Here is a 23064-nt window from a genome sequence, read left to right as displayed (position 1 = left end):
GCTCAGTCCGCTTGGTCGGTCCGGTACCCGAAGTCGTGCTGCGGGCCGATCGCGCCGACCAGGATCGCCCAGAACGACCACCAGGCAACGCCGAAGGTGAACTCGGTCGCGCCCGCCTCGCCGAACTGGTCGACGACGCGCGCGAACAGCTCGTCGCTGACCGTGCCGGAGGCCGCGGCAAGGGTGAATTCGATCACCAGGCGCTGTTCCTCGGTGAAGATGTTGCTCACCTTCCAGTAGGGAATGGCGGCCTGCAGCTCGACTGGCAGGCCGTAGCGCTGCTCGGCCTTGGCGAGGTGCGACTGGAAGTTGAAATCGCACTGGAAATGCATGTTGAGCGTCTGGATCATCAGCTCGCGCAAGTCGGCGCGCTGCGAGGTCCAGGGCAGCTCGAAGGCCATGTGCTGATTGAGCCCGACGATGAGCGAGGCGAGCTTGGGCGCGCGGGCGATGATGGCGAAGCCCGCCGCGGCCTTCGGGATTTCGGGCGCGCCGAAGGCCGGCTGCATGGTCTCGATGAAGGCCTCGAACCCGGCGCGATCCTCCGGGCTCGTGGTGTCGGGCAACTCGTCGGGTGTGAATGCCAGATGCACGCGCGTCATCGCTTCCTTGCTCCTCTGTCCCCACGGCCGGTCCAGGTGGGTCCTGCCGGCTCTACTTAAAGGTCCATACTTATTGGAAGGGAAGCGCAGCGGGGTCAATGGGCGGGAAGGGCCGAACCGTACCGGAAGGCGGCTCACACATGGAATTAGGTGGAATTTTGCCCGAGAAACGTCCGATTATTACGAAATATCGCGATGCAGCATAATTCGATGCAAACCGCCGGTCGGGCGGGGCGGAGGGCCACGCCGCGATTGACAGTCCGGCAATCTGTAAATAAGTCCAGACAACTTAAAAAAGCTGCCGATTGAGCGGCGGAGCGTGATCGCCACGACACAGGGCGTCGCGCGTGAGGAGAGGGGGCTCGCGTGTCGCGGGAACGGATCACCAGATCACTGTCTTGCCCGCCCGTCGGTCAGCCCACGCGGCGGCGTCTCGCGGGCATCGCGTGCGGTGGCATCGCCGCGAACCGGGCCGACCGTAGCGAGAATGTTTCTGGCATCTTGAACCCGCCGCCGATGTGCAGTAGTAAAATGGATATTCGAACAGCGTTCGTATATTCGAATATCCGGGATCGTTTCGTGTCGCGGGGCGAATCCAGGGGCGGGACGGCGGCCGGAACCGCCGCGCGCGCCTGGCCCGAACACCGGTGAGTTGCCCCAAGGGCATAGAACAAAAGTATTTTTGGGATGGAGGATCTTGGCATGAAGAGGAAGATCGTCGCACTTCTGTGCGGAACCGCATGCGTGTTTGCAAGCAGCCAGGCACTTGCCCAGGCCGCCGATGACTCCGACGAGGAGGCAGCCGCGAGCAGCGGCTTCGGCGACATCATCGTCACCGCGCGCAAGCGCGACGAGACGCTCCAGAACGTTCCGGTCGCGGTTACCGCGATCGGCGGGACGGAGATCGCCGATACGCTCGCCAGCGACCTGACCAAGGTCGCCGAACTCGCCCCGCAGGTCTCGATCGGCGAAGGCGGTTCGGGCACCGGCGCGGTCATCGCGATCCGCGGCATCAGTTCATCCTCGAGCGACGCGGGCTTCGACCAGAGCGTGCTCGTCGAGCTCGACGGCGTGCCCTTCAGCCGCGGCACGATCATCGGCGCGCGGCTGTTCGACACGCAGAACGTCCAGGTCCTGTCGGGCCCGCAGGCGCTTTACTTCGGCAAGAACTCGCCCGCCGGCGTCATCTCGATCAATTCGGCCGATCCGACGTTCTCGCTCGAAGGCTATCTGACGGGCGGCTACGAATTCACCGCCGATCAGGCCTACAGCGAGGGCGCCGTTTCCGGCCCGCTGTCGAGCACGCTCGCCGCGCGCTTCGCGTTCCGCGCCAGCACGATGAAGGGCTGGACGCGCAACGTCGCGCCGGTCGTGCCCGGCCTGCTCGATCCCAGCGTGCCCACCGCCGGCGCGAACTACGGCAAGCGCATGCCCAACAGCGACGAACTGGCCGGACGCGTCTCGCTGCTGTGGGAGCCCGAACCGACGTTTTCGGCCAAGCTCAAGTTCACGGTGAACTCGGTCGAAGCCAACACCGGCAACGGCAACTCCGAGCCCTATTGCATCGGCGACACGACCGAGCCGATCACGCTCGGCCAGTTCCCGCTGCCCGGCGCCGATTGCGAGGCGAACCGCGTCACCTCGCACGGCGGCGTGCCGGAAGTCTATGCCCGCAACGCGCGTTTCGCCAACGGCGGCGTGCCTTACCTGGACAAGATCTTCTATTTCGGCGTGCTCGAACTCAACAAGTCGTTCGACAACTTCGACATCGCTCTGACCAGCGGCTATTATGACGAAGACATCAAACTGATGAACACCACCGACTGGTCGCCCTACGCCAATATCTGGGCGGCGGCGCGCTACCAGTATACGCTGCTGAGCCAGGAAATCCGCGTCTCGACCAGCTTCGACGGTCCGCTCAACTTCATGGTTGGCGGGTATTGGGAATATTCCAAGCGGCCCTTCGACAACGTCCCCGAGATCCTGCACGTCTACAATCCGGTCGCCGACAATTACGTCAGCGCGGACATGCACTCGGACACGAAGGGCGAATATCTCTCGGCCTTCGCGGAGGTCAGTTGGAAGATCCTCGAAACGCTCGAACTGTCGGGCGGCGCGCGCTGGAGCCGGGATACCAAGAAGCTCGACCAGGTGAACCTCTCGCTCGGCCCGAATTTCCAGTATCTCTACCCTGTCGGCGAGCACTTCCTGGCGGATTATTCCGACAAGCACGTCTCGCCCGAAGTGACGCTGACCTGGCGGCCCAACACCGACCACACCGCCTATGTCGCGTACAAGACCGGCTACAAGTCGGGCGGCATCTCGAACCCGTTCCTGCTTCCCGCGACCGCCACGCCCGAAAGCGTGCTGTTCCGGCCCGAGATCGCCGAGGGCTTCGAGGCGGGCTACAAGGCGTCGCTGATGGGCGGCACCCTGCGCTTCGACTTCAACGTCTACACCTACAAGTACGACGACCTCCAGGTCGTCTCGGCCGACAACAGCGGCGTCATTCAGGCGTTCAACCTGACCAACGCGGCGGCTTCGCGAGTGAAGGGCGTCCAGGCCTCGCTCAACTGGCAGGCGACCGACACGCTGCGGTTCAACGGCAACCTCGGGCTCAACAGCGCAAAGTACACCAAGTTCAACACCGCGCAGTGCTACAACGGGCAGACCGCCGCCGAGGGCTGTCTCCCCGCCGATCCGAACAATCCCAACTCGATCAAGGTGCAGGATCTTTCGGGCACGCGGCTGGTGCGCGCGCCCAAGCTGACCTTCAGCTTCGGCGGTGACTACAGCCCCGAACTGGTGAGCGGACTGAAGACGACGATCTCGGCGTCCGGGTCCTATTCGGGCGACTATCAGGCATCGACCGACAATGCGCCCGGCGGGCGGCAGAAGGCCTACTGGATCGTCAACGCGGCGCTCAAGGTGGGTTCGGAAGACGGCGCCTACGAACTGGCGCTGCTCGGCCGCAACTTGACCAACAGCTACTACAAGCTGCAGGCTTACGCCTGGACCGCGGCGGGCAATCCCGACCAGTATGTCGGGTTCTGGAACCGTCCGCGCGAAGTCGCGCTGCAAGGCACGGTGCGCTTCTGATCCGGACGCGGCGGGCGGCGCGCCGAGACGACGCGCCGCCCGCCGCCCGGGCCTTGTCCGCAAGCACGCTGGGAGCGATCCGATGAGCGATTTCGTGAGCGTGGAGGCGCAGGTCCGGCAACTGCACGCGCGCTATACCGATGCCGTCTGGCGCAAGGACGTCGCCACGTTCGGAGATTGTTTCACCCGGGACGCCGAATGGCGGGTCTCGGGCCTCGTCCTCAACGGCCGCGACACGATCGCCGGCTTCATGAGGAAGGTATTTCCCGAATACCGCCGTATCCTGCTCACGTTTCGCACGCCGCTGGTCGAACTGACGGGAAAAGGCCGCGCCAATGCCCGCACTTACGTCAGCGAGCAGAGCGTGCTCGCCGACGGCACCGCCTACGGGCCGATGGGCACCTATTACGAGCGGCTGGTCGAGGATGAGGACGGGCACTGGCGGTTCGCCTGGCGGCTGTTCCTCACCGACTATATCGGCCGGCCCGACTTGTCCGGCCAGTTTTTCGACAACCCCGATTACGGCGCTCCTCCGGCGATGCCGCCGCGCGATGCGCCGAGCTATGACCGCAGCGGCATCCTGACTCGTGACCGCGAGGCCTGAAGGCGCCATGATCGATCCGGCACCGATCCTCGATCTTGTCGGCCTCGAAGGCCGCAAGGTGATCGTGGCGGGCGCGGGTGGCGGCGGCATGGGCACCATGATCGCGCGCCTCGCCGGGCTGGCGGGGGCGACGATCGTCGCGGCGGACCGTTCCGCCGAGGGGCTCGAGGCGGCGATCGCGCCGTTGCGCGCCGAGGGCATAACGGTGGCCCCGGTGGTCGCCGACATCGCCAGCGAGGAGGGCGTGGCGGCGATCATGGCGGGCGCGAGGGACGCGCCCGGCGCGCTGTACGGACTGGTGACGGTCGTCGGCGGCGTTCCCGACCGCTATTGGGGCCCCGCGAGCGGGGTCACACGCGAGGACTGGCACGCGGTGCTCGATCTCAACCTCGATACCATGTTCTTCCTCTCGCAGGCGGTTGCGCGCGAGCTGCGGGCCGCGCGCAGGCCGGGCTCGCTGGTGGCGATCTCCTCGATCAGCGGGCTTGCCGCCACGCCGTTCCACATCGCCTACGGCGTCGCCAAGGCGGCGGTCAATTCGGCGGTCAAGACCATGGCGGTCGAACTGGCCGCAGACGCGATCCGCGTCAACGCGGTGGCGCCGGGCGCGATCCTCACCCCCACCGCCGCGGTCGAGCCCGATCCCGAACGCGACCGCTGGGCGGTGCCGATGGCACGGCAGGGCCGGGCCGAGGAGATCGCCGCGACCGTGCTGTTCCTGCTCTCGGACATGGCGGGCTACATCACCGGGCAATGCCTCGCGGTCGACGGCGGCGTGAGCGTCAAGTGGTCGCATCTCGATGCCGACAACGTGCCCGCCTATGCGCGCGACCGAAGCTGGCTGGAAAGCTGGCGCCGCGAAGACGAGGAGCCGGCGCGATGATCCGAAGCACCACCCAGATCGCGGCGGAGTTTGCCGATCGCGAGGCCATTCGCGATTGCATCTACCGCTATTGCCGCGGCATCGACCGCCTCGACGTCGACCTGATCCTGTCGGCCTACTGGCCCGACGCCAGCGACGAGCACGGCAATTTCGTCGCGCATTCGGCGCAGGAATTCGTCGACCACGCGGTGCCGATCATCCGCTCGATCGAACTGACGACGCACTTCATCGGCAACATCCTGATCGATCTCGATCCGGACGGCGCCACCGCCTTCGTCGAATCCTATATCCAGGCGTTCCACCGCATGCGCCGCGAGGATGGATCGCGCTACGACCACATGTCGGGCAGCCGCTTCATCGACCGCATGGAGAAGCGCGAGGACCATTGGCGCATCGCCCGCCGCGTCGTCGTGCGCGACTGGTTCCGAGAATTTCCCGATACCGCCGCCTGGGACAAGGGCGAGCTGGCAGGGGAACTTGGTTACGGCCGCGACCGCCCGCTCAGCCTCGGCCTGCGCAAGCCCGAGGACCCGAGCTACGCGCTGATGCGCCGGGGCTGACGGGCGCCCCCCTCAGTACGAGGGGCGCCGCAGCGTCGCCACCGCCAGCGCGCTCGCCACCATCAGCGCGATCGTTAGCGTGAGGAACTGCGAATAGCTGCCGAAGTGATCGTGCGCCGCGCCTGCCGCGAGCGGGCCGATCGCGCCGCCCGCCGCCATGGCGGTGACGATCGAGCCGAAGATCACGCCATAGTGCTTCAGTCCGAACTGGCGCGTGGCGAGGAAGGCGATGACGTCGACTTCGGCGCCGACGGTGAAGCCGAACAGGGCCGAGGCGATCGACTGGCTCACCGGATCGGCGCCGTCGAACAGCAGCAGCAGGCACGAGATCACCGGCAGCATGAACGCCGCCGCGCCGACGAGGCCGGGCGGGAAGCGGTCGAGCAGGAACCCGGTGCCGAGCCTGCCGATGATCGAGAAGACGCCGACGAAGGCGGCCACGCCAGCCGCGCCGAGCGCGCTCGCGCCTTGTCCCATCAGGATCGGGACATAGTGCACGATCATCCCCACCGCGGTGAAGGTGAACAGCAGGCTGGCGAAGAAAAGCTGGTAGAACGCGGGCGAGCGCAGCGCCTGCTCGACGCTCGCGCCGGGCAGGTCCGCCGCCGCCGGGCGATGGTGGTCCTCGTCGGGGGTCTTCACGTCCTGTGCGCCCCGGAAGAACAGGAACACCAGCGGGAACACCGCCACCGCCCAGATCACGCCGACCAGCATGAAGGCGGTGCGCCAGTCGAAGGCGATGATCAGCGATGTCGCCACGAAGGGCACCACCACGGCGGAAAACGAGGCGCCCGAGAAGGTCACCGCGAAGGCGATCCCGCGCGACTTCTCGAAGCGGCTGGCGATGGCGCTGGTCCAGACCGTGGCCTGCATCCACAGATTGGCGAAGGCGACCAGGCCCCACAGCACGTACCAGTTGGTCAGCGTGCCCGAGGCGGTGCCGAGCAGGCCGATCGAGGCGGGCATCAGCAGCGTGCCGGCAAGCGCGACCCGGCGCGGGCCGAGCCGGTCGACCACCATGCCCATCGGGATCGCGAAGAGCGCGCCGACGAGCCCGGCGATGGTCAGCCCGAACGAGATTCCCGCGCGTGACCAGCCGAATTCGCGTTGCAGCGGCTCGAAGAAAGGGCCGACGCCATACGTGTGGAGCACCGCGCTCGAATAGCCCAGCGCGCCCACGAGCGGGAGGAACCAGAACCGACGCCACTCCTGCGCGGCCCCTGCTTGTATGTGCACCTGAGAGGTCTCCCGGATATCTCTATGAATTCATGAAGGAATGAAGGCGCCCGTTCAGAGCATGAGCTGGCCGCCGTCGGCGTTGAGCGTCTGGCCGGTGACGTAGCGGCTCTCGTCGCTGGCGAGGAACACCGCGACGGCGCCGATCTCGGTCTCGGCATCGCCGAAATGACCGAGCGCGACGTCGGCGCACAGCTTTTCCAGCTCGTCCGGGCGGCTTTCGAAATAGGCGCGGCCCGTCTCGCCCAGCGAGGCGGGGTTGAGCACGTTCACGCGGATGCCGTGCTTGCCCCACTCGCGCGCCGCGCTTCGGGTGAGGGCGCGGATCGCCTCCTTGGCGGCGGCGTAGGAGCCGATCCCGGCCATCGGCTGCATGCCCATCTTCGACCCGAAGTTGATCACCGCGCCGCGATGCTCGCGAAGCTGGGGGAAGGCCTCCTGCATGTGCAGCAGCGTCGCGACCGGGCCGGTGGAGAGCGCGAGGTCCATGTCGGCCTCGGTGATCTCCTCGAGAGGCACGCCCGAGCGGCGCGCCTGCGCGTTGTTCACCAGCACGTCGAGCCGTCCGAAGCGTTCTACCGCGAGGGCGACGGCGGCCTGCGCGTTCTCGCGGCGGGCGGCGTCGCCCGCGAAGATCGCGACCCGGCCGCCGCGCGCCTCGATCGCTTCGCGCGCGGCTTCGAGCCGGGCCGCGTCGCGTCCGGTGATGACCACGGCGGCGCCCTGCGCGCAGAAGGCCTGGGCGATGCCGAGCCCCACGCCCTGGCCTGCGCCGGTTATGAGCGCGACCTTGCCCGCGAGCCTGCCCGCGCTCATGATCTGGCGACGTCCGCGATGGCGACGCCGGGCTCGGACCAGAAGGCGCGGCCGAGCCGCTGGCCGGCCGAGGGGGCGGGGTCTTCGATATCCTTGCCGAAGCCGAGCACGCCTTCGAAGCGTCCATCCTCGGCAAGCGGATAGATCGTCGCGGTGCGGCACTGACGCGCCGCGCCGCCGCCGGGTTGCACGATCCACACTTCCTCGGAAAAGACGAACCAGTCGGTCACCCGGCGGTTGACCACCGAGACGTGTTGCGGCCGCATCTCGGCATGCCAGCGGGTGAGGTAGCCGGCGGCGGCTTCGGCGCCGCGCAGCTCGGTCACTTCGCCGCCCTCGGTATCGGCAAGGTAATCGCGCTGTGCCCAGACGCATTCGGGCGTGATCAACCCCATGACCTTGGCGATGTCGCCCGCGCAGAGCGCTTCGAGCAGCGCCTCGTGGTTCTCGAGATTGGCGAGCTGGCGATCGGGCAGCGGCAGCGCGCCCGCGCTGTCGGAGGCGGGCTGGGGCGTGATATAGTGCCGCTCCCAGGCGTATTCGCCGGTGATGCCGCTTTCGTCATCGGTGACGAACATGGTCACCGTCTGCGCCGTGATCGGCTTGTTCGCCGCCACCCAGAAACGCGTGGGCACGTTCTCGATGAACACGAACCAGTCGGTCGCGAGCTGCGAGAGCACCCGGCTGGCCTTGGGTTCGGCGTTGCTGACCGAGCCCTTGTACATCTCGTCGATGGTGTCCCAGCCCGAGAGGATCGCAACTTTGCCGGGCTGGAGCGGCATGACGAAATGCGGGTGGGGGGCGACGGTATCCATCACCCCCACCATTTTCGTGCCGTACTCGCTGCGCATGTGGCGCTCGGACTTGACGAGGCTGGCGAGCTGCGGCTCGACCGAATGATTGATCGACATTGTGTGTTTCCCTCTCCCGTTTTCTGCGGCTCTGCCTTGGGTCAGTAGCCGCTGCTGTTTTCGGTCGCGCCGCCGCCGCCGGATTTCGATGCGGCGGGCGCTTCGCCCGGCACCCCGAGGAAGTCACCCTCCTCGCCGAACCAGGCTCGGAACTCGGCGAATCCGGGGATGCCCTCGAAGCTGGAGCTGGCCATCTGGTCGACCTCGACGTGGATCACCGCCGGCTTGCCCGAGGCGAGCGCGCGCTTGACCGCCGGGCCCAGGTCCTCCGCCTTCTCGACGTATTCGCCGTGCGCGCCGAAGCTCTCGGCGGTCTTGTCGAGCCGCACAGCCGCGCCCCAGCGGGCCTCGGGGGTCGAGGTGTTCTCGCCGAAGTTCGCCTTGTACGAGGCGGCTTCCAGCCCCCAGGCGTGATCGACCGAGACGACGCAGATCACCGGCAGGTTCTTGCGCACCGCGGTCTCGAGTTCGGAGATGTGGAACAGGAACGCCGAATCGCCGGTCAGAAGGAAGGCGCGGCGCTCGTTTCCGACCGCGAGCTGCGCGCCCATCGCCATGGGTAGACCGTTGCCGATCGCGCCCCAGTTGGAACTCCACATCGAGTCGCGCGGCACATATTGCATCAGCGCCGATGCCCACATGCTCGCGCCGCCGCCGTCGCGCACAAGGATCGAGTCGGCGGGCATTGCCTTGGAAGTCTCGATGGGCACCAGGCCGGGATGGATCGGCATCGAGGTCTTGGGCACGTAGTCCTCGATCGAGGCCTTGTGCGCGTCGCGCGCGGCGGTCCAGTCAGACAGCTTGGCGGGCAGCGCGCGCGAGACGCCGGCGAGCGCCTCGGTGAGCTGCGGCACGATGTCGCGCAGGTCGCCCACCAGCGGCACGTCGATCGGCCGGTTGACGCCCATCGCATCGGCGTCGCGCTCGACGTAGATCCACTTGCGCGTCTCGTTGCCGGTCTTCCACGCGTGGCCGCGCCCGTAGTTGAGCGCTTCGCCCAGCTCGGTGCCGATCGCGAGCACGACGTCCGACTGCGCCGCGATCTCGGCTCCGGTCGCCGAGCTGTAGGGGAAGGTGCGCGCCTCCATCCCGGGCAGCACCGCCTCGACCGCGTTGGTCTGGAGGATCGGGCAGGCGAGCCGCTCGGCCAGCGCGGTCAGCGCCTCATGCGCGCGGCTGACGAAGCCGCCCTGGCCGAGCAGCAGCACCGGCGCCCTGGCGCCTTCGAGCAGCGCCCTGGCCTCGGCGATCGAGCGCTCGTCGGCGCGCTGGTGGACGAGCCGGTACTGGTGCGGCCGGAGCACCGGCGAGCCGTCGAACTTGGCCTGCATCACGCCGAGCGGCAGTTCCACGAAGGTCGGTCCGGGCACGCCGCCGAGCGCCTTGCGGAAGGCTTCCTGCATGATCTCGTCGGTCTGCTGCGGATATTCGATGGTGCCGGCGAACTTGACCGTGTTCTCGAACAGCGGCGGCTGGCTCATGTACTGCATCATCCCGCGCCGCACCTTCTGTTCGTAGAAGCGCTGGCGGTTGGCCATGATGCACACCGCGGGCACGTTTTCCTTCATCAGGAAATTGACGCCCGCCATGATGTTGGCGACGCCCGGGCCCTTGTTCATGCACAGCACCGCAGGCTTGCCGGTCATGCGGTAGAGCCCGTCGGCGGTGAGCGCGGCGGCCTGTTCGTGGTGCGGCGAGACGATGCGCATGCCGCGCCGCTCGGCCTCGATGAACATGCCGAAGAAGCTGGGGTCGGGGATGCCGAAAAGCGTGTCGACATCCTCGGCCTGGATCAGATCGAGCAGGCGTTCGTACATCGTCTGCGTGCCCATGGGTCTCTCTCTCCCGTTTGGTTGGTTCGGACTTGTCGGTCGGGGTGCGGCTAGGCGGCTTCGAGCGGCGCGATCGCGACGTTGACGATCGCCGTCGCGCAGGGCTTGTCCTCGCTCTCCTGCCACAAGGTCGCCTCGAGGTTGGCGAGGCGCCGCCCGGCGCGCACGATCCGGGCCGAGGCGTAGGCGGGCCGTTCGAGCGCGGGGCGCATGTACTCGACCGTCGCGTTGACCGGCGAGAGCTTCGCCGGCCCGCGCCCGGCGCGCAGGTCGGCGTCGATCGTCGCGAGCGCGGCCATCTCGAGCAGCGCGGCGACGGCGCCGCCGTGGAACATGCCCGGATTGCCGCAAAGCTCGCCACTGTAGTCGAGCGTCAGGATCGGGCGCGCGGCGTCCCACGAATCGATACGGACGCCGATCGTTCCAGCGTAGGCGGGCAGGGTGATGTCTTGTGCGCTCATTGGGTTTGTCTCCTAAAGCAGCGCGAACGACGCGGTGACGAGGCAGGCCGGATCGGACGGGTCGCGCTCGTAGGCGATGCCCCGGCTGAAGGCGAAGCCGGGCACGATGCTGAGGCATTCGCTGCGGCACACCAGCGTGGCGCCGCGTTCGGTCGGGCGGACGAAATCGGCACGCAGGTCGACGGTGACTTGCGGCAGGTAGCCGCCGCGCTTGAGCATGATCGCGATGCCCGCCGAATTGTCGAGCAGCGTCATGATCGCGCCGCGCGCCATGGCGCCGGTGTCCGGATCGTCGACCAGCCGCTCGTTCCAGGGCATGGCGAGTTCGATCCAGTCCGCGTCGTGCGCGTGATAGCGCTGGCCGAGCAGGGCGTTATGGCCCTTGTCCACCAGAAACGCATCGAGTTCGGCGGGCACGAATTGCCAGTCGGAGACGGTATTCAAAGAGCTGTTCCTTCCGCTTGGATGGTGGGGGACGCCTGCGCGCATCGAATCGCCGGGGAAATCACCGGGCCGGCTCGGCCCCGGTGCTGTGGCCGAGCGAGGCGGAAATGGCGCGCGCGGCCTCGCGCACCTGCTCGCGCAGTTCGCTTTCGTCCTGGATCATCCGCCCGCTCGGGCCGGCGATGATCAGCGCGCCGAGAATTCCGGGAGAATTGTCGCGGACCGGCGCGGCCATGCCGGTGATCCCCTGGACCATCTCGTCGGCGACAATCGAGAAATCCTCTTCGCGTGCCTCACGGATGCTGGCGAGCAGCCCCTCGCGATCGACCAGCGTGCCGCTGATGATGCGATTGAGCGGCGTGGTCTCCAGATACTCCTTGACCTCTTCGTCGGACATGGCGGCGAGCAGGATGCGCCCGCCGGCAGTGCAATAGAGCGGGCTGCGATCGCCGATTCCCACCGAAATGCGGAGCGCGCCGCGGCTCTCGACGAGTTCGACGTAGGTCATCATCGCCGGTCTCTCGCCGGTGGAGACGCCGTAGAAAACGGTTTCGCCGGTCACCCGGTTGAGATCGCGCATGCCCGCGCGGATGTAGTCGTTGAGATGGTGGCGCTGGCGGGCCGAGAGGATCGAACCGGCCAGCTCGAAGGCGCTGCCGCCCAGTCGATAGGCGCCGTCGGCGGCAATGACGTAGTTCATGTCGACGAGGCCGCGCAGCAGCCCGATCAGGCTGGTCTTGGGCGTGCCGAGCTGGCGACTCAGTTCGGCCAGCCCGATCGGCTGTTCGGACCGGCTGAGAACCTGGATGATCTGGAGCACGCGCGCCACCGAAAGGGGCGCGCCGCCGCTGGCGGGCTTGGCCGTCATGCCTTGTTCCTCATCCCTTCCCCTATCCCCGGCGCCCGGTTGAAATGGCGTACGCTTGTCTTGCGGCCTTGCCAGCGCCGATCAAGCAATCTATAGATAGACACATATACGAATACTATTCGGATATACGAATATCGCGACCGGTGTCAAGCCCGCTCGTGGCCGCGCAGGAAATCTGCCGGACGTGGGCGTCGTCACCAGGCAAAAGCGCCCGCCGGACGGGACTCGCCCGCACGAAGAACAGGTCGAAGGGACAGGAAATGAAAGTCAATCTCGGTATCGCGTCGCAGAATTCCGCCGACTGGGAGCGCATCATCGCCGGCGACACCGACAGTCCGCCCGCGACGGATGACTGGCGCATGGTCGAACAGGCGCTCGCGCTCGGCGATCTGGCGGAACCGCTCGGCTTCGACGGCATCTGGGTGCCCGAGCACTTCGGCACGCCCTACGGCATGACGCCCAATCCGATGCAGGTGCTCGCCTATTTCGCCGGACGCACCAAGACCATCGGCTTCGGCACGCAGATCATCGTCGTGCCCTGGTGGAACCCGGTGCGGCTGGTGCACCAGATCGCCTACCTCGATATCCTCTCGGACGGCCGCTATCGCACGATCGGCCTCGGTCGCGGCGTCGCCAAGAGCGAGTTCGACTCGCTCGGCATCCCGCGCGAGACCAGCATGAAGCGCTTCGAGGAGACGATCGATATCCTCGAACTCGCCTTCACGCAGGACCGTTTTTCCTACGAAGGCGAGATCTTCCAGATTCCCGAGACCGAGCTGCGCCCAGCGCCCAAGAGCAAGGACCTGTTCTCGCGTCTTTACGGCGCTTCGGCGACCGGACCCTCGCTCGAGATGATCTCGCGGCGCGGGGTCAAGCCGCTGTTCGTCGGCAACAAGCCGCTCAGCGAGGCCGCCAAGGACGTGCGCAAGGTCAACACCATGCGCAAGGAAGAGGGCCTGCCGCCGTGCCAGCCCAAGAACATCCTGTTCACTTATTGCGTCTCCGACAAGTACGAGGCGGAGAAGGCCGACGAATACCTCGCGGCGGCCAACCGCGACGTCCAGCTCGCCTACGGGCTCAACGATCCGGCGAACTTCGCGGGCGTGAAGGGCTACGAAAGCTATGCCGCGCGCACCGGCACCGCGACCGCGCCCGACGCCAACAGCGCGCAGGGCAAGCCCGCGCCAAAGGGCTATGACCAGTCGAACCTGATGATCGGTACGCCCGAGGTCATCATCGAGCGGATTCGCGAGAGCCAGCAGGCCTGCTCGTTCTCCGAGATCACCCTGATGCCGCAGTTCGGCACGATGCCCTACAGCGAGGCGGCCGAGAGCGTGAAGCTGTTCGCCCGCGAAGTGCTGCCGGTGGTGCACGAGATGGACGCGCCGCTCCATGCGTCGGCGCTGCCAGAGGACGAAACGAGCGACGCCTGAGCGTCGCCGCCGGGGGAGAGGAAACATGGCTGACGATAAAGTGAGCCCGGATACGCGCGCCGGTTCGAGCGCCGATCTGTGGGTATGGGGCGACGCCGAGGTGCAGCCGCGGTTGCTCCATACGATGTTCCGGGTAGGGGACTTCGAGGCGTCGCTGCGCTTTTACTGCGACACGCTGGGGATGACGGTGCTCGATCGCTTCGACGTTACCTCGCGCCGGGCGACGGGGGTATTCCTGGGCTACGGCAATTACCGGCAGTCCGCGTTGCTCGAACTGACGCAGAAGTGGGACGTGGACGGCTACACGCACGGCGACGCCTTCGGGCACGTCGCGATCGGCGTGCCCGATCTGCCCGCGCTCGTCCGCACGATCGAGGCGGCGGGCTATGAAGTGACCGATCAGCCCAAGGTGCTGATGGAAGGCGGCCCGATGGTCGCCTTCTGCAAGGACCCGGACGGCTTCGCGGTCGAACTGATCCAGATCCGCAAGGATTGAATTTCCGGGGTTTTGCGGATGCAGCGACGATGACGACCTTTCATGACTTCTTGCGCGCGGGTGCCGAACGCCACGGCGAGCGGCTGGCGCTGATGATCGACGACGCGCGGCTGAGCCACGCGGATCTGCTCGCGCGCGGCGAGGCGGCGGCCGCGGCGCTCGTCTCGGCGGGGCTGGGCCCGCATGACAGCGTCGCCCTGCTGATGGACAACTCGCTCGAATGCGTGCTCGCCTGGCTGGCGAGCAGCCTGGTGGGCTGCACCGAAGTACCGCTCAACCCGCAATATCGCGGCGACCTGCTCGAATACCTGCTGTCCGACAGCGAGGTGAGCGTGGTGGTCTGCGACGCCGCCTATCTCGGCCATGTCCTCGAACTCGCCGACCGCCTGCCGCATCTGCGCATGGTGCTGGTGAACGGCGGGGCGCAGGATACGCGCGCTGGCCACGCCGGCATCGCCGCGCTCGATCTCGACGGCGATCCGCAAGGCTTCGCGGGCGTGGACGAGGCGCCCGAGCGCATCATCCTGTACACCTCGGGCACGACCGGACGCTCGAAGGGCGTGGTCCATTCACAGGCCGCGATGCTCGGCCTTTCGCGCTACAACGCGCAGGTCATGGGTTACGGCCCCGACGACCGGCTGCTCAACTTCTTTCCGCTGTTCCACCAGAACGCGCGCTACACCGGCGTCATTCCGGCGCTTTGCGCGGGCGCGGCGATCCGTATCCAGCGCCGGTTGAGCACGAGCACCTTCTGGCAGACCTGCCGCGAGGACGGAATCACCGCGTTCAACTATCTCGGCTCGGTCCTGCGGATGATCCTCAACGTCACCGAGCCCGGCTTCGGCCCCGAGGCGCACTCCATCCGCAAGGCTTTCGGCGCTGGCGCCGCGCCGGGCGTGTGGGAGGCCTTCGAGGAGCAGCTCGGCATCGCGCTTTACGAGACCTACGGGCTCAGCGAGGCGCCGATGGCGACGCTCAACGTGCCGCAGGCGCGCAGCCCGCGCGGCTCGGCCGGCCGCGCGAGCGACCTGTTCGAGGTCGCCGTGTTCGACGAGGCCGACGTGCCGGTCCCGGCGGGCACGATCGGCGAGATCGTGCTGCGCCCGCGCCGCGCCAACGCCTTCATGCTCGGCTATCACAACCAGGCCGAGGCCACCGTCGCGGCGCTGCGCAACCTGTGGTTCCACTCGGGCGATCGCGGCATGCTCTCGCAGGACGGCGACCTGTTCTTCGAGGAACGCGCGAAGGACTCGATCCGGCGGCGCGGCGAGAACATCTCCGCCTGGGAAGTCGAGAGCATTCTCGAAAAGCACCCCGACGTCGCCGAGGCGGCGGTCTACGGCCTCGTCTGCGAGGACGCCGACGAGGAAGTCGCCGCCAGCATCGTCGCCGCCGGCGAGGGCGCCGATCTCGACGCCATCTTCGCCTTCGCGCGCGAGCGCCTGCCCATTTTCGCCGTGCCGACGCTGATGCGGCTCGCCACGGACCTGCCCCGGACTCCCACCGCGAAAGTTCGCAAAGAAGAACTGCGGCGGATCGCCCGGGATTCCTACACGCCCATGCCGCCTTCGGGTCGCCCCCAGGCTGCGACGGCCACTGAACGATGAAAGGCAAGACATGACCTACCAGCCCGACGCCCGGATCGCGATGGACATCGCGGACGGGGTCGCGACGATCACGATCAATCGTCCCGAAGCCAAGAACGCCCTGACCAAGTCGATGTACGCGACGGTGCGCGAACATTGCCGCGCCGCCGAGGCGGACGACGCCGTCTCGTGCATCGTGGTCACGGGCACCGACGGCGCCTTCGCCGTCGGCGGCGATCTCAAGGAAATGCTCGACGCGCTCGAGAACGATCCGGGGCGCCTGCTCGACTACGACGACTACCTGCCGTTCGAGGCGCTGCGCACTGTTGCCAAGCCGACGATCGCGCGGATTGACGGGCTGTGCATGGGCGGCGGACTGACCATGGCGCTGATGTGCGACTGCCTCGTCGCCAGCGACCGCTCGCGCTTCGCGATCCCGGAGGCCAAGGTCGGCATCGTCGACGGCCACTTACCGCGCCTGCTGCGCGAGACGGTGCCGCCCGCCAAGCTGCGCTACTGGATGTACAGCGGCGCGATCTTCTCGGCGGCCGAAGCGCTCGAGGGCGGACTGCTCACCAAGGTGGTCGCGCCCGAGGCGCTCGACGAGACGGTGGCGAAGATGGTGCGCGAGATCGGTTCGAGCTCGATCGAGGCGATCCGCCATCTCAAGGTCGTGCTCAACGAGACGCGCCCGCTCTCGCCGATGACCGACGCCTACCTGACGATGCTCCAGCCGCACACCCGCGAACGGCTGATGGCCTTCGCCAAGAAGTAGCCGGGCCCGAAGAATCGCCGGATCGCCGCGCTGGCAGGCGATCCGGACCACACTCCCCCTGCAAACCGGAAATCCAAGGAGACAAGACATGGCGATCGGTGGACTCGTACGGCTGGTGCCCAAGCCCGGCGCCGAGGCGGAACTGCTCGAGCGGGTGCGCGACATCGTCGAGGACGTGCGCGGCGAACCCGGCAATGTCGTCGCCTATGTCCTGCGCGACGATGCCAATCCCGACGACGTGCTGATGTTCGAGCTCTTCGCCGACGACGCGGCGATCGCGGCACACCGCGCCGCGCCGCATTCGCACGAAAAGGGGCCGAAGATCGCCGCGCTGCTGGCCAAGCCGATGGAATCGCAGTTCGTCGAGACGCGCGAGTCGCTCGGCTAGCTTGCGCCGCGCATGCCGTCCGTCACGCCGGGCTCTCGCTCGGCGCGACGGGCTTGCCCGCGAAGAAGTCCTTGAGCTTGTCGGGATCGGCCGAGAAATCCTCGGCGAGCTTCACTCGCGCGACATTGGTGGTCCAGGCGGTGATGACATAGAGCATCGCCGTCGCCATCAGTTCGACCAGCCCGGGATAGCCGATCAGTTCGACAAGCCTGTCGCGCGTCGCCGGTTCGAGCGTCGCGGTACCGAGCAGTTGCACGCAGGCGTCGTGGACGGCGCGTTCCGCCTCGTCGGCGAACGGCGGCGTCGCGCCCGCGCGCACCGCGTCGATCAGCTCTTGCGAGATCCCTTCGTTGCGCGCGAACGGGACGTGGAAGTCGAACTCCACCATCGCGCCGAGCCGCGCCGAAACCACCAGGACGATCACTTCGCGCAAGCGGCCCGGCAAGTCCTTGCGGGCGCGGATATCATCGCCCAGTCTGAGCATGAGCTGGCCGAATTCGGGGAACTGCATCCAGGCATTGTAGAGATCGGGAAGGCGCTTGGTCTGCGGGCCGCCGGTATAGAAACCGCGCGGGCCGAGCGTGAGTTCGTCCCAAAGCTTGCGCTGCGCGGGGTCGAGACCTTCGCTGGTGACGTGGGGAAATCCGGTCATGGCCTTTGCGCCTCCTCTCGTTTGCCGCCAGCCTGTTGGAATGCGCGGGGCAGGTCAACCGATCATGTCCGCCGATGGAGAGGGAGAGGAACATGCGTCTTTGCAAACTGGGCTCGACCGGGCTCGAGATCGCGCCGCTGGTGCTCGGCGGCAACGTCTTCGGCTGGACCGCGGACCGCGATACCAGCTTCGCGATCCTCGACGCCTTCGTCGAAGCCGGGTTCAACGCGATCGACACCGCCGACGTCTACAACCGCTATGCGCCGGGCCTCGTCGGCGGCGAATCCGAGACCGTGATCGGCGAATGGCTGCGCGCGCGGGGCAACCGCGAGCGGGTGGTGCTGATCACCAAGGGCGGCCTGGCGATGGCCGAGGGGTGCGAGGGGCTCGGCCGCGACTACCTGCCGCGCGCCTGCGAGGCCTCGCTGCGGCGCCTCGGCACCGACTACATCGACGTCTATCTCGCGCACGCGCCCGATCCGGACACGCCCATCGGCGAGACTCTCGAAGCCTTTGCAGACCTCAAGGCGCGCGGGCTGGTGCGCCATGCCGGTTGCTCGAACTATTCGGCCGCGCAATTGCGCGAGGCGCTCGACCCGGCGGGCGAGGGCGGGGCGCGCTACGAGGTCGTGCAGCCGCGCTACAACCTTGCCGAGCGCGACGCCTACGAAGGCGAGATGGAAGACCTCTGCGCCGCGCGGGGGCTGGGGGTGATAACCTACTACGCGCTCGCCGCCGGGTTCCTCACCGGCAAGTACCGCAGCGAGGCGGACCTTGCCGGCAGGGCACGCTCGCGCGTGGTCTCGGGCTTCGTCAATCCCGAGGGGCTGGCGCTGCTCGCGCGGATCGACGAGGTGGCCGCGCGTCACGGGGCGAGTCCGGCGCAGGTCGCGCTTGCCTGGATCATGGCGCGCCCCTCGGTCGCCGCGCCGATCGCCAGCGCGACGAGCGTCGACCAGCTTCGCGACATCGCGCGCTCGGTCGATATCGCGCTGAGCGCCGAGGACATGGCTCTGCTGGAAGGCTAGGGCGTCTTCTAGAGGCTGCCGACCCCCGCCTCGAACTGCGCGCGCAGCGAGGCCAGCGCGCGCGGCGAGATCGGCGGCAGCATCCTGGCGGGCTTGCCCTGGCGCAGCGCCGCGCGATCCGCCTCGTCGGGCGATACGACGCGCACCCGCACGCCGGACTTGCCTTGCGCGCGCACGCCGAGCAGTTCGGCCGCGCCCTTCGACAAGTCGATGATCCGCGCCTTCTCGGTGAATGGCCCGCGATCGTTCACGCGCACGAGGATGCGCCGTCCGGTCGCGAGCGCGGTCACTTCGACGTAGCTCGGCAGCGGCAGCGTGCGATGCGCGGCGGTCACCCAGTCGGCCCGGAAGCGCTCGCCGTTGGCGGTCTGGTTGCCCGACTCGTTGCCGTACCAGGTGGCATAGCCGAGGAAGTCGTAGGTCGGGTCGGCAGCGGGCGTGTAGGTCGTACCGCGCACGGTGTAGGGCGGGCCGATCCGCACGGGCATGTCGCTCACCGGGCGATAGCGCGTGCCCGATGCGCAAGCGGCGAGCGCGGTCAGCGCGAGCGCGGCGGGCAGCGCGCGCAACACGCGGGCGGAGAGGCTGAGGCGGTCCATAGGCGCAGTCTAGGCGAGATCGGCGGCCGAGGCACCTGCTTGATCGGCGCGCACGGCTCGGCCTAGAACCGCGGGCGAGGGGACAACGTTTGGCCACGCAGGATATCCCGGTAATCGCCGTGCTCGGCGCGTGGGGCTCGGGCTCGAGCGCGGTCGCGGGCTATCTCGATCGCTGCGGCGCGCATAGCTGCCCGCCGCATTTCCGGACCAACGATGCCCGCACGTCGAATTCGCACGAGCCCGAGGCGCTTCGCGCGATCCTGCTCGACTGCTTCGACGAGGAGGCGCTTTCGCCGAAATACGGCAAGGCGAACTTCGCCGCCGACTTCGCGACGTGGATCGCGCGGGAGAAGGACCGTGCCGCCGCGCAAGGGCGTTCGCATATCGTCATCAAGCATCCGCTGCTCTGCCTGCTCGTCGCCGAACTCGAGACCGCCGTCGCGCCGCGCTTCCTTCTCGTGACGCGAAGCCTTGCGCGGATCGAGGCGACGCGCGCACGCCGCCAGTGGCCGTCGGTCTTTGGTGCGCAGGGCGCGAGGCTGCTGTACCCGCGCGCCGCCGCGGGGCTGCTGGAGACCGAGGCCGGTTACCTGGCGCTGCGCTTCGAGCGCTTCCTATGCGACGAGGCCCTGCGCGGCGCGGTGCTGGCCTATCTGGGAATGACCCCGAACGCGGAGCAAGCGGCGGCGGCGCGCGAGTGGCTGGAATAGCCGCGCGGCATTGCAATCGCGCGATCCACAACCACATCCCGGCGAGCCCCCTTGACCCACGCGAACATTTCCGGAACACCGCCGATCCATGAGCCTTACCCACATCACCGTGCGCGGCGCGCGCGAACACAATCTCAAGGGCTTCGACGTCGAACTGCCGCGCGACAAGCTGATCGTGATCACCGGGCTTTCGGGGTCGGGCAAGTCGAGCCTCGCGTTCGATACGATCTATGCCGAGGGGCAGCGCCGCTACGTGGAATCGCTCAGCGCCTATGCGCGCCAGTTCCTCGAGATGATGCAAAAGCCCGATGTCGAGCATATCGACGGGCTCTCGCCCGCGATCTCGATCGAGCAGAAGACCACCAGCCGCAATCCGCGCTCGACCGTCGCCACCGTGACCGAGATCTGGGACTACATGCGCCTGCTTTGGGCGCGCGTGGGCATTCCCTATTCGCCCGCCACCGGCCTGCCGATCGAGGCGCAGACCGTCTCCAACATGGTCGACCGGGTCATGGCGCTGCCCGAGGGCACGCGGCTCTACCTGCTCGCGCCGGTGGTGCGCGGCCGCAAGGGCGAATACCGCAAGGAACTGGCCGAATGGCAGAAGGCGGGCTTCACCCGCGTGCGCATCGACGGTGAGATCCACGCGATCGAGGACGCGCCCGCGCTCGACAAGAAGTACAAGCACGACATCGAAGTGGTGGTCGACCGGATTGCGGTGAAGGACGGCATCCAGACGCGGCTCGCGGACAGCTTCGAGCAGGCGCTGCGTCTCGCCGACGGGCTGGCCTATGTCGATCTGGCCGACAAGAATGTTTCAGACGTCATCCCAGCGAAAGCTGGGATCGCGGGCAGTGGTGCCGGAACTCCAGCGACCCCAGCTTCCGCTGGGGTGACGGGCAAGAATCTCAAGGGTGCCGGGCTACCGCCCAACCGCATCGTCTTTTCCGAGAAGTTCGCCTGCCCGGTCTCGGGCTTCACCATCGAGGAGGTCGAGCCGCGCCTGTTCTCGTTCAACGCGCCGCAGGGCGCCTGCCCGGCTTGCGACGGGCTGGGCGAAAAGCTGCTGTTCGACCCGCAACTGGTGGTGCCGAACGAGGCGCTGACGCTCAAGCAGGGCGCGGTCGTGCCGTGGGCCAAGTCGAACCCGCCGAGCCCTTACTACATGCAGGTCCTCGGCAGCCTTGCCGAGCACTTCGGCTTCGAACTGACGACGCCGTGGCAGGACCTGCCGGGCGAAGTCCAGATCGTGATCCTTTACGGCACGGCGGGCAAGCCGGTGCCGCTGACTTTCAAGGACGGCCGCAAGAGCTACACCGTCAACAAGGCGTTCGAGGGCGTGATCGGCAATCTCAACCGCCGCATGCTCCAGACCGAGAGCGCCTGGATGCGCGAGGAGCTGGGCAAATACCAGACCGCGCAGCCGTGCGAGACCTGCGGCGGCAAGCGGCTCAAGCCCGAGGCGTTGAGCGTGAAGATCGCCGGCTCGGACATCGCCGACGCCGCGCGGCTCTCGGTCGCGGACGCGCACGGCTGGTTCGGCGAGCTGCTCGGCAAGCTGACCGAGCAGCAGCAGCAGATTGCCAGGGCGATCCTCAAGGAAATCAACGAACGCCTTGGATTCTTTAATAATGTCGGGCTCGATTACCTGAACCTCGATCGCACTTCAGGTACTCTTTCGGGCGGGGAATCGCAGCGCATCCGGCTCGCCAGCCAGATCGGCTCGGGGCTGTCGGGCGTGCTCTACGTGCTCGACGAGCCCTCGATTGGCCTCCACCAGCGCGACAACGACATGCTGCTCGAAACGCTGAAACGCCTTCGCGATCTCGGCAACACCGTGATCGTCGTCGAGCACGACGAAGACGCGATCCGCGCCGCCGACCACGTCGTCGACCTCGGGCCCGGCGCGGGCGTGCACGGCGGCGAGATCGTGGCCGAGGGCACCTTGAAGCAGGTGCTCAAATCGAAGCGCAGCCTCACCGCCGCCTACCTCAACGGCACCCGCGAGATCGAGGTGCCCAAGGTCCGCCGCAAGGGCAACGGGCACAAGATCACGGTCGAGAACGCGCGGGCGAACAACCTCACCGGCGTTACCGCGAGCCTGCCGCTCGGCACTTTCACCTGCGTCACCGGCGTCTCGGGCTCGGGCAAGTCGAGCTTCACCATCGACACGCTCCACGCCGGCGCGGCGCGCGCGCTCAACGGCGCGCGGGTGATCGCCGGGCCGCACGACCGGATCACCGGCCTCGAAATGTGCGACAAGGTGATCGAGATCGACCAGTCGCCGATCGGCCGCACCCCGCGCTCGAACCCGGCGACCTACACCGGCGCCTTCACCCAGATCCGCGACTGGTTCGCCGGGCTCCCGGAGAGCGAGGCGCGCGGCTACAAGGCGGGGCGCTTCAGCTTCAACGTCAAGGGCGGGCGCTGCGAGGCGTGCCAGGGCGACGGGCTGATCAAGATCGAGATGCACTTCCTGCCCGACGTCTACGTCACGTGCGAGGAATGCCACGGCAAGCGCTACAACCGCGAGACGCTGGAAGTGAAGTTCAAGGGTCACTCGATCGCCGACGTGCTCGACATGACGATCGAGGACGCGGAAGAGTTCTTCAAGGCGGTCCCGCCGATCCGCGACAAGATGCACATGCTCAACGAAGTCGGGCTCGGCTACGTCAAGGTCGGCCAGCAGGCGACGACGCTGTCGGGCGGTGAGGCGCAACGGGTCAAGCTCGCCAAGGAGCTGTCGCGCCGTTCCACCGGGCAGACGCTCTACATCCTCGACGAGCCCACCACCGGCCTGCACTTCGAGGACGTGCGCAAGCTGCTCGAAGTGCTCCACCGCCTCGTCGACCAGGGCAACACCGTGGTCGTGATCGAGCACAACCTCGACGTGATCAAGACCGCCGACTGGCTGCTCGATCTCGGCCCCGAGGGCGGCGTGCGCGGCGGCAAGGTGGTCGCCGAGGGCACGCCCGAGCAGGTCGCCAGGGCCAGGGGCAGCTACACCGGCAAGTACCTCGCGCCGCTGCTGGCGCGCGCGACCTAGCCGCGCACGGGGCGCGCCAGCCAATAGCCCGCCCG

The 23064-nt window shown here is 67.6% G+C and carries 22 protein-coding genes; 12 read left to right on the top strand and 10 right to left on the bottom strand.

The features are described from left to right. Positions 1–2 precede the first annotated feature (2 nt). A complete protein-coding gene (locus tag B2G71_RS06335; RefSeq protein ID WP_098104864.1) occupies positions 3–602 on the bottom strand; it encodes a hypothetical protein in 600 nt (199 codons plus the stop codon). A gap of 702 nt (positions 603–1304) precedes the next feature. On the opposite strand from B2G71_RS06335, the gene B2G71_RS06330 reads away from it, so the two are divergent. The 4 genes from B2G71_RS06330 (at position 1305) to B2G71_RS06315 (ending at position 5748) form a co-directional block, all read left to right on the top strand. Then, on the top strand, positions 1305–3701 hold the full coding sequence (locus B2G71_RS06330; protein ID WP_168176284.1) for a TonB-dependent receptor: 2397 nt from the start codon (positions 1305–1307) through the stop codon (positions 3699–3701). Between the two features lie 82 nt (positions 3702–3783). After that, positions 3784–4305 carry a nuclear transport factor 2 family protein gene (locus tag B2G71_RS06325; protein ID WP_168176283.1) on the top strand — a complete coding sequence of 174 codons (522 nt, stop codon included), beginning with the start codon at positions 3784–3786 and terminating at the stop codon, positions 4303–4305. A 7-nt stretch (positions 4306–4312) separates the two neighbouring features. Further along, positions 4313–5188, top strand: a complete 876-nt coding sequence (locus B2G71_RS06320) for an SDR family NAD(P)-dependent oxidoreductase (protein WP_098104861.1) — start codon at positions 4313–4315, stop codon at positions 5186–5188. Continuing rightward, positions 5185–5748, top strand: coding sequence for a nuclear transport factor 2 family protein (locus B2G71_RS06315; RefSeq protein WP_168176282.1), 564 nt, complete (start codon positions 5185–5187; stop codon positions 5746–5748). Before B2G71_RS06320 ends, B2G71_RS06315 begins: the two co-directional genes overlap by 4 nt. A gap of 12 nt (positions 5749–5760) precedes the next feature. Here B2G71_RS06315 and B2G71_RS06310 read toward each other — a convergent pair whose 3' ends face one another. The 7 genes from B2G71_RS06310 to B2G71_RS06280 form a co-directional block, all read right to left on the bottom strand. After that, positions 5761–6984: an MFS transporter gene (locus B2G71_RS06310; RefSeq protein ID WP_098104859.1), complete on the bottom strand. Its 1224-nt coding sequence runs from the start codon at positions 6982–6984 to the stop codon at positions 5761–5763. A gap of 54 nt (positions 6985–7038) precedes the next feature. Continuing rightward, on the bottom strand, positions 7039–7800 hold the full coding sequence (locus B2G71_RS06305; protein WP_098104858.1) for an SDR family oxidoreductase: 762 nt from the start codon (positions 7798–7800) through the stop codon (positions 7039–7041). Further along, complete coding sequence (locus B2G71_RS06300) at positions 7797–8711, bottom strand: nuclear transport factor 2 family protein (RefSeq protein ID WP_098104857.1); 915 nt, start codon at positions 8709–8711, stop codon at positions 7797–7799. Before B2G71_RS06300 ends, B2G71_RS06305 begins: the two co-directional genes overlap by 4 nt. Before the next feature lie 41 nt (positions 8712–8752). Then, on the bottom strand, positions 8753–10543 hold the full coding sequence (locus tag B2G71_RS06295) for a thiamine pyrophosphate-binding protein (protein ID WP_098104856.1): 1791 nt from the start codon (positions 10541–10543) through the stop codon (positions 8753–8755). A 50-nt stretch (positions 10544–10593) separates the two neighbouring features. Beyond that, positions 10594–11004 carry a PaaI family thioesterase gene (locus B2G71_RS06290; protein ID WP_098104855.1) on the bottom strand — a complete coding sequence of 137 codons (411 nt, stop codon included), beginning with the start codon at positions 11002–11004 and terminating at the stop codon, positions 10594–10596. 12 nt (positions 11005–11016) lie between these two features. After that, positions 11017–11448, bottom strand: coding sequence for a PaaI family thioesterase (locus tag B2G71_RS06285; RefSeq protein WP_168176281.1), 432 nt, complete (start codon positions 11446–11448; stop codon positions 11017–11019). 61 nt (positions 11449–11509) lie between these two features. Next, positions 11510–12316 carry an IclR family transcriptional regulator gene (locus B2G71_RS06280; protein ID WP_098104853.1) on the bottom strand — a complete coding sequence of 269 codons (807 nt, stop codon included), beginning with the start codon at positions 12314–12316 and terminating at the stop codon, positions 11510–11512. A gap of 260 nt (positions 12317–12576) precedes the next feature. Between B2G71_RS06280 and B2G71_RS06275 the strand changes: the two genes are divergently transcribed. The 5 genes from B2G71_RS06275 to B2G71_RS06255 all read left to right on the top strand — a co-directional run bounded on the left by B2G71_RS06275 (position 12577) and on the right by B2G71_RS06255 (position 16994). Continuing rightward, positions 12577–13749 carry an LLM class flavin-dependent oxidoreductase gene (locus B2G71_RS06275; protein ID WP_098104852.1) on the top strand — a complete coding sequence of 391 codons (1173 nt, stop codon included), beginning with the start codon at positions 12577–12579 and terminating at the stop codon, positions 13747–13749. 25 nt (positions 13750–13774) lie between these two features. Then, complete coding sequence (locus B2G71_RS06270; RefSeq protein WP_098104851.1) at positions 13775–14245, top strand: VOC family protein; 471 nt, start codon at positions 13775–13777, stop codon at positions 14243–14245. A 29-nt stretch (positions 14246–14274) separates the two neighbouring features. Then, the gene (locus tag B2G71_RS06265; RefSeq protein ID WP_098104850.1) at positions 14275–15852 is read left to right on the top strand and encodes an AMP-binding protein; all 1578 of its coding nucleotides are present in this window, start codon (positions 14275–14277) and stop codon (positions 15850–15852) included. 10 nt (positions 15853–15862) lie between these two features. Further along, positions 15863–16606, top strand: a complete 744-nt coding sequence (locus B2G71_RS06260; protein ID WP_098104849.1) for an enoyl-CoA hydratase/isomerase family protein — start codon at positions 15863–15865, stop codon at positions 16604–16606. Positions 16607–16694: 88 nt separating this feature from the next. Beyond that, complete coding sequence (locus B2G71_RS06255) at positions 16695–16994, top strand: antibiotic biosynthesis monooxygenase (RefSeq protein WP_098104848.1); 300 nt, start codon at positions 16695–16697, stop codon at positions 16992–16994. A 22-nt stretch (positions 16995–17016) separates the two neighbouring features. On the opposite strand, the gene B2G71_RS06250 is transcribed toward B2G71_RS06255, so the two are convergent. Further along, positions 17017–17646 carry a carboxymuconolactone decarboxylase family protein gene (locus B2G71_RS06250; protein ID WP_098104847.1) on the bottom strand — a complete coding sequence of 210 codons (630 nt, stop codon included), beginning with the start codon at positions 17644–17646 and terminating at the stop codon, positions 17017–17019. A 92-nt stretch (positions 17647–17738) separates the two neighbouring features. On the opposite strand from B2G71_RS06250, the gene B2G71_RS06245 reads away from it, so the two are divergent. Then, positions 17739–18674 carry an aldo/keto reductase gene (locus B2G71_RS06245; RefSeq protein WP_098104976.1) on the top strand — a complete coding sequence of 312 codons (936 nt, stop codon included), beginning with the start codon at positions 17739–17741 and terminating at the stop codon, positions 18672–18674. An 8-nt stretch (positions 18675–18682) separates the two neighbouring features. On the opposite strand, the gene B2G71_RS06240 is transcribed toward B2G71_RS06245, so the two are convergent. Beyond that, on the bottom strand, positions 18683–19273 hold the full coding sequence (locus tag B2G71_RS06240) for a septal ring lytic transglycosylase RlpA family protein (protein WP_098104846.1): 591 nt from the start codon (positions 19271–19273) through the stop codon (positions 18683–18685). A gap of 89 nt (positions 19274–19362) precedes the next feature. Here B2G71_RS06240 and B2G71_RS06235 point away from each other — a divergent pair, with 89 nt between their 5' ends. Both B2G71_RS06235 and uvrA read left to right on the top strand, forming a co-directional pair. After that, on the top strand, positions 19363–19983 hold the full coding sequence (locus B2G71_RS06235; protein ID WP_141521512.1) for a hypothetical protein: 621 nt from the start codon (positions 19363–19365) through the stop codon (positions 19981–19983). 88 nt (positions 19984–20071) lie between these two features. Continuing rightward, positions 20072–23029 carry an excinuclease ABC subunit UvrA gene (gene uvrA, locus B2G71_RS06230; RefSeq protein ID WP_098104844.1) on the top strand — a complete coding sequence of 986 codons (2958 nt, stop codon included), beginning with the start codon at positions 20072–20074 and terminating at the stop codon, positions 23027–23029. The last annotated feature ends 35 nt before the right edge of the window (positions 23030–23064 follow it).

Source organism: Novosphingobium sp. PC22D (assembly GCF_002556635.1).
Lineage (GTDB): Bacteria > Pseudomonadota > Alphaproteobacteria > Sphingomonadales > Sphingomonadaceae > Novosphingobium.
The sequence above is the reverse complement of the archived record's forward strand: the minus strand, read 5'-3'. Positions and strand labels throughout refer to the sequence as shown.

Excerpts from the sequence above, each read along its gene's own strand:
- B2G71_RS06335 (WP_098104864.1), bottom strand. The coding sequence starts at position 602 with ATGACGCGCGTGCATCTGGCATTCACACCCGACGAGTTGCCCGACACC.
- B2G71_RS06330 (WP_168176284.1), top strand. The coding sequence starts at position 1,305 with ATGAAGAGGAAGATCGTCGCACTTCTGTGCGGAACCGCATGCGTGTTT.
- B2G71_RS06325 (WP_168176283.1), top strand. The coding sequence starts at position 3,784 with ATGAGCGATTTCGTGAGCGTGGAGGCGCAGGTCCGGCAACTGCACGCG.
- B2G71_RS06320 (WP_098104861.1), top strand. The coding sequence starts at position 4,313 with ATGATCGATCCGGCACCGATCCTCGATCTTGTCGGCCTCGAAGGCCGC.
- B2G71_RS06315 (WP_168176282.1), top strand. The coding sequence starts at position 5,185 with ATGATCCGAAGCACCACCCAGATCGCGGCGGAGTTTGCCGATCGCGAG.
- B2G71_RS06305 (WP_098104858.1), bottom strand. The coding sequence starts at position 7,800 with ATGAGCGCGGGCAGGCTCGCGGGCAAGGTCGCGCTCATAACCGGCGCA.
- B2G71_RS06300 (WP_098104857.1), bottom strand. The coding sequence starts at position 8,711 with ATGTCGATCAATCATTCGGTCGAGCCGCAGCTCGCCAGCCTCGTCAAG.
- B2G71_RS06295 (WP_098104856.1), bottom strand. The coding sequence starts at position 10,543 with ATGGGCACGCAGACGATGTACGAACGCCTGCTCGATCTGATCCAGGCC.
- B2G71_RS06290 (WP_098104855.1), bottom strand. The coding sequence starts at position 11,004 with ATGAGCGCACAAGACATCACCCTGCCCGCCTACGCTGGAACGATCGGC.
- B2G71_RS06280 (WP_098104853.1), bottom strand. The coding sequence starts at position 12,316 with ATGACGGCCAAGCCCGCCAGCGGCGGCGCGCCCCTTTCGGTGGCGCGC.
- B2G71_RS06275 (WP_098104852.1), top strand. The coding sequence starts at position 12,577 with ATGAAAGTCAATCTCGGTATCGCGTCGCAGAATTCCGCCGACTGGGAG.
- B2G71_RS06270 (WP_098104851.1), top strand. The coding sequence starts at position 13,775 with ATGGCTGACGATAAAGTGAGCCCGGATACGCGCGCCGGTTCGAGCGCC.
- B2G71_RS06265 (WP_098104850.1), top strand. The coding sequence starts at position 14,275 with ATGACGACCTTTCATGACTTCTTGCGCGCGGGTGCCGAACGCCACGGC.
- B2G71_RS06260 (WP_098104849.1), top strand. The coding sequence starts at position 15,863 with ATGACCTACCAGCCCGACGCCCGGATCGCGATGGACATCGCGGACGGG.
- B2G71_RS06255 (WP_098104848.1), top strand. The coding sequence starts at position 16,695 with ATGGCGATCGGTGGACTCGTACGGCTGGTGCCCAAGCCCGGCGCCGAG.
- B2G71_RS06250 (WP_098104847.1), bottom strand. The coding sequence starts at position 17,646 with ATGACCGGATTTCCCCACGTCACCAGCGAAGGTCTCGACCCCGCGCAG.
- B2G71_RS06245 (WP_098104976.1), top strand. The coding sequence starts at position 17,739 with ATGCGTCTTTGCAAACTGGGCTCGACCGGGCTCGAGATCGCGCCGCTG.
- B2G71_RS06240 (WP_098104846.1), bottom strand. The coding sequence starts at position 19,273 with ATGGACCGCCTCAGCCTCTCCGCCCGCGTGTTGCGCGCGCTGCCCGCC.
- uvrA (WP_098104844.1), top strand. The coding sequence starts at position 20,072 with ATGAGCCTTACCCACATCACCGTGCGCGGCGCGCGCGAACACAATCTC.